Consider the following 13,387-nt stretch of genomic DNA (forward strand, 5'->3'; position numbering starts at 1 on the left):
CTCCCTACTCCCTAAAAATCTACGCTCTACACTCTTCCCCTCTACACGCTGCCTCCGCTTGTTACCCTAGTAGAGCGATGAATCATGAACTTCCTAAGTCATACGACCCCTCTGCGATTGAGTCCAAGTGGGCTGAATTCTGGGTTAACGAGAAGCTGTTCGATGTAGCCACCCCGGACGCGGATGCGCCGATGCAGAAGGCGTTTGTCCAACTGCTGCCGCCGCCGAACGTCACCGGACGTTTGCACATGGGCCACATGCTCAACCAGACCGAGATGGATATTCTCGCGCGCTGGCACCGCATGAAGGGCGAGCAGAGCGTGTGGGTTCCGGGAACGGACCATGCAGGTATTGCCACGCAGATGATGGTGGAACGCGCGCTGGCCGCTGAAGGCAAGAAGCGCACGGACTTTACACGCGAAGCGTTCACCGAGCGCGTGTGGCAGTGGAAGCAGGAGTACGGCGGCTACATCACCAGCCAGATGCGCCGCCTGGGTGCGAGCGTGGACTGGTCGCGCGAGTACTTCACGATGGACGACAACCTCTCGCACGCCGTTCGCGAAGTGTTCCTGAAGCTGTGGGAGCAGGAGCTCATCTATCGCGGCGCGTACATCGTGAACTGGGACCCTGTCCTCGGTACCGCCGTCTCCGACGTCGAAGTGGAGAACGAAGAGAAGCTTGGCTCCATCTATCACCTGCGCTACGATCTCGCTGACGGTTCGGGCTCGATCACCATCGCAACCACGCGCCCTGAGACGCTGCTCGGCGACGTGGCTGTGGCCGTGAACGCAGAGGATGAACGCTATAAGGCGTTCCTCGGCAAAAAGCTTGTACTGCCACTCGTAGGCCGCGAGATCCCCGTCATTGCTGATGATTGGGCGAATCCCGAGTTCGGCACCGGCGCCGTGAAGGTGACGCCCGCACACGACCCCAACGACTTCGCGATCGGCCAGCGCCATAACCTGCCGCAGCCGTTGATCATGGACACGCAGGCGCGCATTGCGAATACCGGCACAAAGTATGACGGGCTGGATCGCTTTGAAGCTCGCAAGCAGATTCTGGCTGATCTGGAGGCCCTGGGGCAGCTTGTGGCGATCAAGGATCACACGCTGACGCTGCCGGTATCGCAGCGCACGGGCGCGGTGATTGAGCCGCGGCTTTCGATGCAGTGGTTCCTGGCGGTGAACAAGAAGCCGAAGAACGGTGGCGAGTCGATTGCCGAGACCGCGATTGCGGCGGTGCGCGAAGGCCACATCAAGTTCCTGCCGGAGATGAACGCGAAGATCTACTTCGAGTGGATGAATAATCTGCACGACTGGTGCATCTCGCGGCAGCTTTGGTGGGGACATCGCATCCCTGCATGGCACTGCGCGAAGTGCGCAGAGATCAGCGTAGGTCGCGAGACGCCGACGGCGTGCGCGAAGTGCGGCGCGACGGAGCTGGTGCAGGAGACCGATGTGCTCGACACATGGTTCTCGTCGGGACTGCTTCCCTTCACCGTGCTTGGCTGGGATGGCTCGGGCAAGCTGACGGAGGACCTGAAGCGGTTTTATCCGACGGACCTGCTGGTGACGGGCTTCGACATCCTGTTCTTCTGGGTGGCGCGCATGATTATGCTGGGCTCGCACTTTATGCTCGACGTGCCAATGCCGGACGGCTCCAAGCGTACGCTTGCGGATGCGGTGCCGTTCAAGGATGTGTACATTCATCCGCTGGTGCGCGATGCGAACCGCGAGAAGATGTCGAAGACGAAGGGCAATGTGATCGACCCGATCTCGATCGTCGAGAAGTACGGTACGGATGCCGTGCGCTTTACGCTGGCCTCGCAGGCGTCGCCGGGCACAGACATCGCGTTCAATGAGGCCCGTACGGAAGGCTATCGCGCGTTCGCGAACAAGATCTGGAACGCAGCGCGATTCCTGCAGATGAACATCGTGCGTGGAGCGGAGCTTGGCTACACGATTCAGCTTGGCGTGGATGTCTCGGCGGCTCCGCTGGAGACTCGCTGGATGTACTCGCGATTGAACGCGGTGGCGGCTGAAGTGGAGCGCACGCTGACAGCGTACCGTTTCGACGAAGCGGCACAGGCGGTCTATGCGTTCTTCTGGGGTGAGTTCTGCGACTGGTACCTCGAACTCATCAAGCTGCGACTGGACTTCAACGCACCGAAGAACGCAGGCACAGAGCTTTCGCTGAACGCGCTGGTGTCGGCGTTTGAAGCGGCGCTGCGGTTGCTGTCGCCGTTCATGCCGTTCCTGACGGAAGAGCTGTTCCATGCGCTGTATGCTTCGATCGGTGCGGAGTTGCCGGCGAAGTCGGTGGCGCTGACGCGCTATCCGCAGCCTGTAGACTTCCCTGCCGATGCGGTGGCTGATGCCGAGATGACGACGCTGCAGGACCTGATCGTGACAGTGCGTGGTCTCCGCAAGGAGATGGGCGTACCGGAGAAAGAAGCCGCTCCGATTGCGGTGCATTCGACGGGCGATGCAGCCAAGTTGGCCGTAGAGCACGCGGAGATCCTGTCGAAGCAGGCCCGAGTGAGCGCAGTGGAAGTTGCGACAGTGCCTCCGCAGGGTGATGGCGTGCGGTCGACGGCGAACTTCGATGTCGCGGTAATGTATGAGCGGCAGATTGATGTGCCCGCCGAACGCGAACGCCTGACGAAGGAGATTGCAAAGCTGAACAAGGGGCTGGAAGCAGCGTCGAGACAGCTTGGCAGCGAGAGCTTCCTGGCGAAAGCCCCGGCGCATGTTGTCGACGGGCTGAAGAAGCAGGCCGCGGAGAACGAAGCGCTAAAGGCGAAAGCAGAAGCTGCGCTGGCGGCTCTGCCAGCGTAAGCACCTTGTAACGCAGAAGCGGCCGAGTGATCGGCCGCTTCTGTGCGTTGGTGCAGAGAAAAAACGCGGTCCGACCGTCCGTTAGCCCGGACCGCGAAAGTGGAGAGGAAACACGCGGGCCTGTGCTGGCTTTGCGTTGCAAGCCGAGCCCCGCTGCGGGCTTTGTTCCTCGTGAAGCCACGGTAGCAAAGAGCGCAGACGGGAAACACCTCCCAGATAGGGGGTGCGGCAGACAGAAACTGCACGACCGCAAACAACATGACTGCAAACGGCATGATTACAAACAGCCAGGCCACAAACAGCGAGGCCGCCAGGGCGTATTCGCCGGGGCGGCCTGCTGTTTCGCGTCATGTCATCGTTGCGGTGGGCTTTTCAGTCGTGAGGTAAAGGTACGAAACCGATGCAACGATGCGCGAAGAAGTGTTCATGGATGAGGAAACGTGGAGGGCTCGAGGTTGTGATGCTAGTGGCCTCGGTTGAAGTCTCCACGATAGGCGTTGTGTGAGTCCGCACGGTCGGCAACTGCGCGAAGATCGCCTTGCGGCCGGGTGTGCTCGTGGCCGCGCAGGGAGGAGCCTGCACTCTTCCTACTCGCAGCAGGATTGCTGCGCTGGTCGTTCGCGATCATCGCCTGTTTGCCTGCGTTGGACGCTTGCTTGGACATGATGCGCTCCCTTCCGGGGTTGAGGCAGCCGCTGATGGCCGCGCTACACACATAGAGACGCCGCCGGATAGCTTTGCGTTATCTGCGGCGAGCAAATTCCTGAGCCGTTTCCTGTGGGGTGAGGCCAGGTTTTGATGCGATGGATTTCTGCTCCACCTCGATCGAAACGTTCTCATGCTTGATGTCGAGACGGAGCCGGTTGAAGAGGCTCATGTAGACGTTCGCGATCCAGACGAGGGCGAACCAGGCGAGCAGGTAGCCGCGCCAGCCGGTGAAGAGAAGCTGGAAGTCAAAGAGCAGCAGAGCGAGCGCCGAGACGTAGTGCGAGAAGCAGTACTCGCAGGTGAAGAGGTAGAAGAACTTACGCTTGGGCAGCGCGGTGGCGGTCTGCGACTGCTGCTTACAGTACTCGCGCGGCTCGCGGAAGACCTCTTCGTGGGTGACGGTCCAGGCGACGCAGGCGACGGGCACGGCAAGGAGCAGAAGTATCGCAGTCTGGTGCAGCAGAGGGATGGAGAGTTCCGTCGCCATGCTGAGTTTGGATGCGAGTAGCATCAGGGATGACGATGGTTGCGATAGACAAAATTGACAGGACGAAGCTGGCCGGAGGGCTGGTAGGAACGCGCTTTGCAGGCAAGGTGCGGCACTTCGAGACGATTGGCTCGACGAATACGGAGCTGCTGGCAGCAGCCGCAGAGGGCGCTGCCGAGGGCACGGCGTATGTTGCCGACGAGCAGACAGCGGGGCGCGGCCGTGGAGGCCATGCGTGGCACTCGGCTGCGGGGGATGGGCTGTATGTATCGGCGCTGGTGAAGCCTTCCCTGAAGCTTGCGGATGCGTTGCTGCTCTCCCTGGCGACGGGGCTTGCGGTGCAGCAGGCGGTGCGCGAGGTAACGGCGGTGACGCTGGATATTCGCTGGCCGAACGATCTGATGTTCGCGGGCGCGGATGGCGTGACGCGGAAGTGCGGCGGGATCCTGGTGGAGACGGCGGTGGAGCCGGGGCCGGAGCCTGCGTTGCGCTACGCCGTGGTGGGTGTGGGCCTGAACGTGCACCATGCGGCGTTTCCGCCGGAGCTGGAGAAGCTGGCGACGTCGTTGCGGTTGGCGAGTAAGCTGTCGGTGTTTCGCACTCCCCTGCTGCTGGCGATGCTGCGGAACCTTGACCTGGAGCTGACGCGGCTGGAGGCAACCACGGACGGCCATGCGCGGCTGCAGGAGAGGTTCACGGCTGCGTCGACCTGGGTGCGGGGCAAACGTGTGAGTGTGCCGGAGGACGGCGGCTATACTGGGGAAACTTCCGGACTGGATGACCGCGGGTATTTGCTCGTCGCAGGTGACGATGGGCGAACACGGACGGTGCGCTCCGGAGGCGTACGCGAGCTGTGACGGGCGGGTGCAATTTCAAGACGAGGCGGGCAGGCACAGGATGCTACTGGCACTCGATGTAGGCAATACAAATACGGTGATGGGGTTGTACCGTCCGGCGAGCGCAGAGACGCCCGCGACGATGGTGGCGGACTGGCGCATCACGACGCCGACGCGCGAGACCCCTGATGAACTTGGTGTGCTGTTTCAGACGCTGTTTGCGATGCGCGGACTGACGACGGACATCGTTACCGGTGTGGCTGTGTCTTCGGTTGTACCGCCGCTTGATCCGACTCTGCGCAAGCTGTGCGAGACGTACTTTAAGGTGCGGCCGCTGTTTATCGAGCCGGGCGTGAAGACAGGGCTGCCGGTGCTGACCGATAACCCCAGCGATGTGGGTGCGGACCGTGTGGTGAACTGCGTGGCGGCGTACGACCTGGTGGGCGGCCCGACGATTGTGGTCGACATGGGAACGGCGACGACGTTCGACGTGGTGAGCAAGAAGGGCGAGTTTCTGGGCGGAGCGATTGCTCCGGGGCTGGGGATTTCCGCCGACGCGTTGTTTGCCCGTGCGGCACGGCTAACGCGCGTGGAGATTAAGAAGCCCGCAAAGATTATTGGCACGTCCACGACGGACAATATTCAGATTGGGTTGTACTACGGCTACATCGGCTTGATCGACGGCATCCTGGAGCGCATGATTGCGGAGCTTGGGCCGGAGACGAAGGTGATTGCAACGGGAGGCCTGGCGAAGCTGCTGGCTGCGGACTGCAAGTACCTGAAGCAGGTGGACGATATGCTGACGCTGACCGGGTTGCGACTGATCTGGGAACGCAATGAAGAGCGACGGAGAAGATAGAGCGTAGAGGACTAGAGTGTAGAGCGTAGAGTGCGGCTTGCGGTGGTGAGCGGTGTTTGGCTATGCAGTTTGCTCACGAGTCTCGTCGTTCTGTCCGCTTGCGCGTCGCTTTTACGCTCTACTTTCTAACCTCTATTTTCTGACTTCTAATGAATTACTTCGAATACTTTAGTGAAATTGAAGAACGGTTCAGCCAGCGGCGTGGATCGATTCTAATGTTGTCGACGCTTGACTGGGCGTTGATTGAGACCTGGCGTGAGGCAGGGATTCCGCTGGAAGCGGTGTTGCGCGGGATTGATTGCGCGTTCGACAAGTACGACGCCAAGGCTTCGCGTGCGAAGGGTCGGACGCAACGGGTGAACGGGCTGGCGTGGTGTTCGCAGGCCGTCATGGAAGCTGCCGAAGAAGCAGTGGAAGCGGCAACCGGCGCGTCGTTGAACGTGAAGCGGAGCGATGCGACGGAGAGCGGCTTTGAGCAGGAGCGCGTTGCGGTGTTTCTGGAACGCAATGCGGACGCGTTGACGAAGAGTGCGGCGATGAAGCTGGCAGGCTCCGCAGAGACGGTTGGAGCCGCAGCGACAAAGCTGCGTGGGCTGGCGCAGGAGATGCGTGCGGAAGCCGGGTTGGCGTTGGACGAACTGGACCGCACGCTGACCGTAATGGAAGAGCGGCTGGTCGCTGCGGTACGCGCGGCCGTGAGCGAGGACGAGATGGTGGAGCTTCGCGGACAGGCCGAGGGTGAGCTGGCTCCGTATCGTGCGAAGATGGCACCGGCGCAGTTGAAGACGATCGTCGCGCAGTTTGAGCAGAAGCGTTTGATGGAACGCTACAAACTGCCGAGATTGAGTTTGTTTTACATGGGGCACGAATGAGCAAGGCGAAGAAGCTGCGACTGACACAGGCGCTGTACGGTGGAGAGGTTCTGACCGAGGACGGCACGTGGCGCATTCCCTTCGGGATTCCCGGAGAGTCCGTTGCCATTGCGGGTGACAACCTGTCGCTTGTGGAGAAGAGCCCGGAGCGTGTGTCGCCAACGTGCGTTCACTTTGGCAGCTGCGGTGGATGCCAATACCAGATGGCGAGCTACGACGAGCAGTTGCGGATGAAGCACAGCATCCTGCGCGATGAGTTGCGCGAGGCCGGCGTGAAAGAGGTTCCGGAAATTTTCGCGCAGCGCACCGGTGAGCCCTACGGCTATCGCAATCGCATCCGCCTACGCGTGGAACGCGAGGATGGCAAGCTGCACTTTGGCTACAACAGGCGCGGCACGGCGACGTTTCTGCCGGTGACGATGTGCCCCATCGCTGCCGATCCGTTGTGGAGTGTCGTAGAGGCGTTGCAGCGCGTGGCTGCTGAGAATGTGGACGCGGCAGCGTGGCTCGAAGCGGCAAAGGACGTCGAGTTGTTTGCGAACGAGGCGCTCGACAAGGTACAGATGACGCTGCTCTGCCCTCCTCGCACGAAGCAGGCGCAGGGAAGCTTCGTCCGCATGATGAAGGCGGTGAGTGAAGCTGCGCCGAGCGTTGTAGGTGCGGGTGCAGTCGCGGTCGATGCCAAGGTCGGACTGACGGGCAAGGTCTTTGAAGAGTGGGGCGCAGCAGGGCTGAGCTATCGCGTGGGCGAGGAGAGCTACTGGGTTTCACGCGGCGGCTTCTTCCAGGTGAACCGGTTTCTGTTGCCGGAGCTCGTAGAGTTGGTGACCGCAGGGCGAAGCGGCACGCTGGCGTGGGATTTGTTTGCGGGTGTGGGCTTGTTCTCGCGCGTACTGGCGCGGAGCTTTGCGCAGGTGACGGCGGTGGAGTCGCATCCCGGCGCGGCAAAGGACCTGGCGACGGCGTTGAAGAAGCTGGGCAAGGAGCATCGCGCGGTAGAGTCGACGACGCTGGCATTTTTGCAACGTGCGGTGATGGAGCGCGAGCTGCCAGAGTTGGTGGTGCTTGATCCTCCACGGGCTGGTGCGGGCGAAGAGGCTTGCGAGCTGCTGGTGAAGATGCAGCCGAAGACGGTGGTGTACGTCTCGTGCGACCCGACGACGCTGGCACGCGATTGGAGCGTGCTGGAGCAGGGCGGCTATCGTGCGCAGGGCGTGACGATGGTGGACCTGTTTCCGCAGACGTTTCATATGGAGACGGTGGTGGTCTTCGAACGTCAAGCGTAATGCTCTGAGATTCAAGCGCAAAAATAACGAGGAGCACGGAGGTATTCGTGCTCCTCGTTGTTTTTGTGGCCGAGCGGTGAGGGCAGCACTACACTGGGGAGCAAACCATCACGCGTAACGAGTGGCGCTTCCCTTCATGCTGAGTTCAGGTGCCCGAAGATTTTGGATGATGTATCCGCCTGCCGTGGAGCCGCTGCGCTTTCGGCAGATGCCGATGCTGGCCGCTGCGATGGCGTTTGCCGCAGGCGAGATCGTGGCGCGGCATTGGATCGCAGCGGCTCGCCTGTACGTCGCGCTGGCATTGCTGTTGGTGATTGCAGTGGTGGCGATGTGGACAGCGCGGCGCGTGATGCTGTGGGCGGTGCTGGCGTTGTGGGTGGCGGTAGGGGCGTTTGCCCTGCAGGTGACTCCGCAGCCGATGCGGCAGGTCAGTGCGGCACGCTATGCGGATGGGTTGAGCCGCGAGGTTGTGGGCGAAGTAGTGGACGTTCGCCCGATGACACCCCAGAGCGAGAGCGATGCGGATGGCGCAGCGTTGCAGCCATGGGAGATCGAGCCGGGTGGATGGGAGCAGGAAGCCGAGCCTGCTCGGACGCTGGTGGATGTGAAGCTGCGTGCAGTGGAGGAGGTGACTCCTGACGAGGCACACATGCGGCCGATGAACGGCGGCGTTCGCGTGATGTTGCGGGGAGAGGCTCCGGCGCTGCGTTGTGGCGACGTGCTGCGCCTGCCAATGCGATTGCAGGTGCCGGACGAGTATCGCGACGCGGGCGCGTGGTCACGGCGGGAGTTTCTGCTGCAGCAAGGCATCGGGCTGGAGGCGAAGGCTGCGGGCGAGAAAGTGATCGTGGCGCAGCATGGGCGGGTCTCAGCCACTTGCCATCTGCGGGAGGCGCAGCGGTGGGCTGTGGCGAGGATGGACCGGTTCGTGCAATGGCAGCGGACGTTGCGGTGGCCGAAATCGTTGCGGCTGCGAGCCGGCGATGAAGGCACGCTGCAGGCGATGCTCTTCGGCGAACGCAGTGGACTGGCGATGAACTGGCGGCAGGAGTTGGAGCGGACAGGGACGTTTCATCTCGTCGTTGTCTCGGGGCTGCATGTGACGCTGCTGGCCGGAGCGTTGCTGTGGCTGCTGCTGCGGCTGCGTGTGCCGGAGCGAGTGGCGATTCCTGTAACGCTGCTGCTGATGCTAGGATTCGCGCTGCTCACAGGCTTTGGAGTGCCGGTGCAGCGGGCGCTGTTGATGTGTGCGGTGTACCTGCTGGCGAGGATGCTGCAGCGCGAACGGTCGGCGATGAACGCGCTGGGCATGGCGGCGATGGCGGTGTTGCTGCTCGATCCTCGGGCGCTGTTTACGGCGAGCTTTCAGATGACGTTCTGCGTGATTGTGGCCGCCGCTGGCGTGGCGGCACCGATCGCCGAGCGAAGCTATGGGCGCTATCACGTGACGCTGAATACGTTGAAGAAAGTGGAGGCCGATGCATGGCTTGCACCGGATCTGGTGAGCTTTCGCGTTGCCGTACGGTTGTGGCGAGCGGTGCTGCGCGATGGCGTGTGGAGGCCGCTGGGGGCTTGCGTGGTTCCGGCGCTGCGATTGTTCTTCACGCTGTGCGATGCCCTGCTGTTTGGAGCAGCGGTAGAGCTGTGCATGGCTCTGCCGGTGGCCGTGCACTTCCACCGCGCGGCGTTGCTGGCGCTGCCGGTAAACGTGGTGGCCGTGCCGCTGATGTTTGTGCTGCTGGTACTGACGGTCGTGATGTTTCTGCTGTCGCTGATGAGCGCGTGGCTGGCTGCGCCGGTGGCGGCGATCGTGGCGCTGGGGCTGCACTTTTTGCAGGCGATTGTGGGCCATGCGGGTGGGCTCTCGGCGGCGGAGTGGCGTTTGCCGGGGCCGGATGCGGTGCGCGTTGTGGCCGCGTGTGCGGCGATAGCCGTGGCGTGCTGGGCGCTGCGGGCGAAGGCTCGATGGGCGTGGAGTGGGGCAGCGGTTCTTGCAGCGGCGATGGCGTTTGCAGTGCTGTGGCTGCCGCGGCCGCAGTTCTCAGCGGGGCTGCTGGAGGTGACGGCGGTGGACGTTGGGCAGGGCGATTCTTTGCTGGTGGTGACGCCGGAGGGCAGGACGCTACTGGTGGATGCGGGCGGGCCGGTGGGTGGGGTTCGACCACAGGAACGTTGGGATATAGGCGAGGATGTGGTCTCACCCTATCTGTGGTCGCGCGGAGTGGCGCGGTTGGATGCGATGGCGTTGACGCACGCGCACAGCGACCACATGGGTGGGATGCTGGCAGTACTGCGGAACTTTCGTCCGCGCGAGCTGTGGCTGAGCGTGGCGCCGGGCAAGGCAGAAGGGCTGCAGAGGCTGGTCGCCGAAGCGCAGCAGATGGGGGTGCGGGTGCGTTGGCTGCGAGCAGGGGACGCTCCTGCGCCGGGGGTCGTGGTGCTCGCTCCTGAGGCTGGGTACAGCAACCCGCGCGAGGCGGCGAACAATGATTCGCTGGTGCTGGACGTCCGAGCAGGACACGCTGAGGCGTTGCTGGAAGGTGATGCGGAGCGGAGCAGCGAAGCGGCGATGGTGGCAAACGGAAAGCTGCATCCGGTAACGCTGCTGAAGGTGGGGCATCATGGCAGCCGGACGTCTACGACCGAAGCGTTTGCGGCTGCGGTGAGACCAAAGGCGGCGATGGTGAGTGTGGGTAGACGGAATACGTTTGGGCATCCGCGGTGGGAGGTGTTGGAAACACTGGAGATGGAAGGCACGAGGGTGTTTCGGACGGACCGGCTCGGGGCGGTGACGGTATTGATGGATCCGGCAACGGGTGGCTTTCGCGAGACCGATGCGATGGGGAGATGACGTGGCGAGGAAGGGAGAGTCTTAACGTAACGTTCACGAAGTTTTCCCGCGAAGTACGCGACGGGAGCGGAGGCCGGGGGCGGGGTTGAAGGCCATCCTAATTCCGAAAAGGCGAACGCACTTGAGCACGCAGACGCGGGGTGCAGAACGCCACAAGGGCAGAGCCGAAGCTCTGCCCTTGTGACATGGAGTTGGTGGTTGGGTTACGGGAGGACAACCGGCCCGATGAGCGGGGTTTTGACCGGGACAGCCGGGCCGATGAACTCCGTCAGCGTGTTACTGCCGAAGCTGGCAACCCAGAGATTGCCCGATTGGTCGATGGCGATGCCAAAGGCTTCGAGCAGGTCGGCGTCCGGCGCAAAGCCGCTTGTGCCGGAGATCGCCTGGCCGGGCGTGGCAGTGCTTGCGCCAGCCACTGCGGAGATGCCGGGGGCACGGTAGTTCGAGATCCACGGCGTACCGCCACCGTCGATGGCGATGCCCTGCGGATGCGTGACGCCGGCACCGGCGTAGCCCGTGGAGCCGGAGACGACCGTACCTGCGCTGGAGACAAGGCCGATCGTATCGCCGTAGTAGTTGGCGGTCCAGACGTTGTCCTTTGCGTCGATAGCGACGGCACTGGGACCGCGGCCGACGGTGTAGCTGACGAAGGAAGAGCCGTCCGCGGCAACGCGGACGACCGTGGAGTCGGACTGATTGGTGACCCAGCCGCGACGCTGTGAGTCGACCGCTACAGCGACCGGGAAGATGAACTGCGCGGTGGTGTAGCCTTCGGTGCCGGAGAGCGGAGTGCCGCTGTTGTCCAGCAGCGTGAGGTGCGAGTTGCCATAGTCAACGACCCAGGCGACGCCCGTGGTGTCATGCGCAACGGAAATCGGGAAGTTGAGGCCTCCGGAGGTGTACGGCGACCCCGTGCCGATGGCTCCGGCAGAGGTGAAGACCGAGACGGTACCTATACCGCTGGGACCACCTTCTTCGTTCGCCACCCAGAGCGAGTCGTTCTTATCGACCGCTGCTCCGTAGGAGTTCTCCAGGCTGTTTCCGGTGAGTCCGGAGGAGAAGACAGCGGAACCGGTATTGGTGAAGAGACTGGCGACCGCAAAGTAATTCGCAACCCAAACACGGCCGAGGGAGTCGATGGTGACCGTGGTCGGGTTGCTCATGCCGCCGCCGCTGTAGGTGCACCAGAGCATCCAGTCAGAGGGCTGCGTTGTGGACTGCGGCGCGTAGGTGCTGAGGCCAGAGGCCAACGCGTACATCGCCCCGGTGTCGAGGCCGGGGTTCTTCGCCAGGTTCAGAATCGCGTCGAGGGTGTTGGTGGGCGCGAGGCCGTTGACCGTCGCCGCAGAGTAAAACGACGAGCAAGCCGTGCCGGTGGGGCTGGTAGCGGTCAGGCAGGCGTTCATTACGTTCGCCAGCAGGTTCATCTTCTGCGTGGGAGCGACACCGTTGGAGGGGAAGTTCGCACCGGGCAGCGTGCCGCTGGCAGGGTTTGCCAGGTTCTGGAAGGTATTCGACGCCAGAGTAATGCCGCTGAGGTTCGTCGAAGTCGCACCCATCTTCGCTCCAGCCGTGAGGAACTGCTGGAAGGCGTAGGCCGAGGCCACGGTCGAAGCTTCGTTTATGACCAGCGACGAGGTCGTCGCGATGTTGGAGCAGGCACCGACCGAGGACATCAGCACCGATCCGGTATTGGTGACCGCCGAGGTCGAGCCGACCTTGCCACCCGTGGCAACAAAGTAGGTGATCGCCGTAGGCGAAGGGCAGGTGTAGGAAGCGGTGCTCAGATCAAAGGCACCGCTGGCGTCCGTCGCAAGCGGGGTGGTGAGCAGCGCGGTGGGTGCCAGACCGTTGCCAGTAGTTCCGGCTGCGTAGATCTGCACGCTCGCGCCGATAACAGGCGACGTTCCAGCGATGACGCCGGTGTAGGGGGAGGCGTTGATCGTCAGGCTGACGGTTCCGGTTCCGCTCTCTACGGGGTTGGTGGAGTCTGTCACTTTCACGGCAATGCTGTACGTTCCGGCTGCGGTGGGGATTCCCGAAAGCGTGCAGCCGCTGGCGAAGGAGAGGCCACCGGGGTAAGACCCCGACGCGAGCGAGCAGGTGTAGGGAGAGGTTCCCTGGGTGACCGTGAGCGCAGAGCTGTACTTTGTTCCAACCGCGCCAGCAGGCAATGTCGTCGTCGTAATGATGGGCGGAGCCGGGTTGACCAGAATGCTGATCGTCGCGGTGCTGGTGAGCGTCGGCGAGGACGAGTCAGAGACAGAAACCGTAAAGGAGGAAGAACCCGCAACGAGTGGTGTTCCGCTGATGACGCAGCCGCTGCTCACCACCAGACCGCTGGGGGCTGCTCCCGAAGAAACCGTACAGGTGTAGGCAGCCTTTCCACCGCTGATCACGATGGCCTGGCTATAGGCCTGGGTCGCGATACCTGTGGCATAGGCTCCGCCGGTAACGGTGAGCGGAGTCGTCGGCGTGGTGGTGCTCGACGTACTACCGGAGCAACCGGTGAGAAGCACGGCGACAGGAACGAGGGAGGATACGACCCGCAGGAAGGTACGGCAAGAAAGCATGTGGCACCTGGTGTAAAGCTGAATCAACCGCGACACGCAGCCGCAGAGGTTCTGGAAGTTTGCGATGAGGCTATCACG

9 protein-coding genes are annotated in these 13,387 nt (G+C 62.7%); 6 read left to right on the forward strand and 3 right to left on the reverse strand.

What is annotated here, in order from left to right:
- The first annotated feature begins 77 nt into the window (after positions 1-77).
- Positions 78-2,837, forward strand: a complete 2,760-nt coding sequence (locus PW792_15290; protein ID MDE1163287.1) for a valine--tRNA ligase — start codon at positions 78-80, stop codon at positions 2,835-2,837.
- Between the two features lie 463 nt (positions 2,838-3,300).
- Here PW792_15290 and PW792_15295 read toward each other — a convergent pair whose 3' ends face one another.
- A complete protein-coding gene (locus PW792_15295) occupies positions 3,301-3,501 on the reverse strand; it encodes a hypothetical protein (GenBank protein ID MDE1163288.1) in 201 nt (66 codons plus the stop codon).
- 78 nt (positions 3,502-3,579) lie between these two features.
- Positions 3,580-4,032, reverse strand: a complete 453-nt coding sequence (locus tag PW792_15300) for a hypothetical protein (GenBank protein ID MDE1163289.1) — start codon at positions 4,030-4,032, stop codon at positions 3,580-3,582.
- 11 nt (positions 4,033-4,043) lie between these two features.
- Here PW792_15300 and PW792_15305 point away from each other — a divergent pair, with 11 nt between their 5' ends.
- The 5 genes from PW792_15305 (at position 4,044) to PW792_15325 (ending at position 10,736) form a co-directional block, all read left to right on the forward strand.
- Positions 4,044-4,889 carry a biotin--[acetyl-CoA-carboxylase] ligase gene (locus PW792_15305; GenBank protein ID MDE1163290.1) on the forward strand — a complete coding sequence of 282 codons (846 nt, stop codon included), beginning with the start codon at positions 4,044-4,046 and terminating at the stop codon, positions 4,887-4,889.
- Between the two features lie 40 nt (positions 4,890-4,929).
- Positions 4,930-5,727 carry a type III pantothenate kinase gene (locus PW792_15310; protein MDE1163291.1) on the forward strand — a complete coding sequence of 266 codons (798 nt, stop codon included), beginning with the start codon at positions 4,930-4,932 and terminating at the stop codon, positions 5,725-5,727.
- Between the two features lie 149 nt (positions 5,728-5,876).
- Positions 5,877-6,599, forward strand: a complete 723-nt coding sequence (locus PW792_15315) for a hypothetical protein (GenBank protein ID MDE1163292.1) — start codon at positions 5,877-5,879, stop codon at positions 6,597-6,599.
- A complete protein-coding gene (rlmD, locus tag PW792_15320) occupies positions 6,596-7,885 on the forward strand; it encodes a 23S rRNA (uracil(1939)-C(5))-methyltransferase RlmD (GenBank protein ID MDE1163293.1) in 1,290 nt (429 codons plus the stop codon). Before PW792_15315 ends, rlmD begins: the two co-directional genes overlap by 4 nt.
- A gap of 166 nt (positions 7,886-8,051) precedes the next feature.
- Complete coding sequence (locus PW792_15325) at positions 8,052-10,736, forward strand: ComEC/Rec2 family competence protein (GenBank protein MDE1163294.1); 2,685 nt, start codon at positions 8,052-8,054, stop codon at positions 10,734-10,736.
- Positions 10,737-10,939: 203 nt separating this feature from the next.
- Here the strand turns inward: PW792_15325 and PW792_15330 are convergent, their stop codons facing one another.
- On the reverse strand, positions 10,940-13,309 hold the full coding sequence (locus PW792_15330; protein ID MDE1163295.1) for an NHL repeat-containing protein: 2,370 nt from the start codon (positions 13,307-13,309) through the stop codon (positions 10,940-10,942).
- Positions 13,310-13,387: the final 78 nt, after the last annotated feature.

The organism is Acidobacteriaceae bacterium, assembly GCA_028283655.1.
Classification (GTDB): Bacteria; Acidobacteriota; Terriglobia; order Terriglobales; family Acidobacteriaceae; genus Granulicella.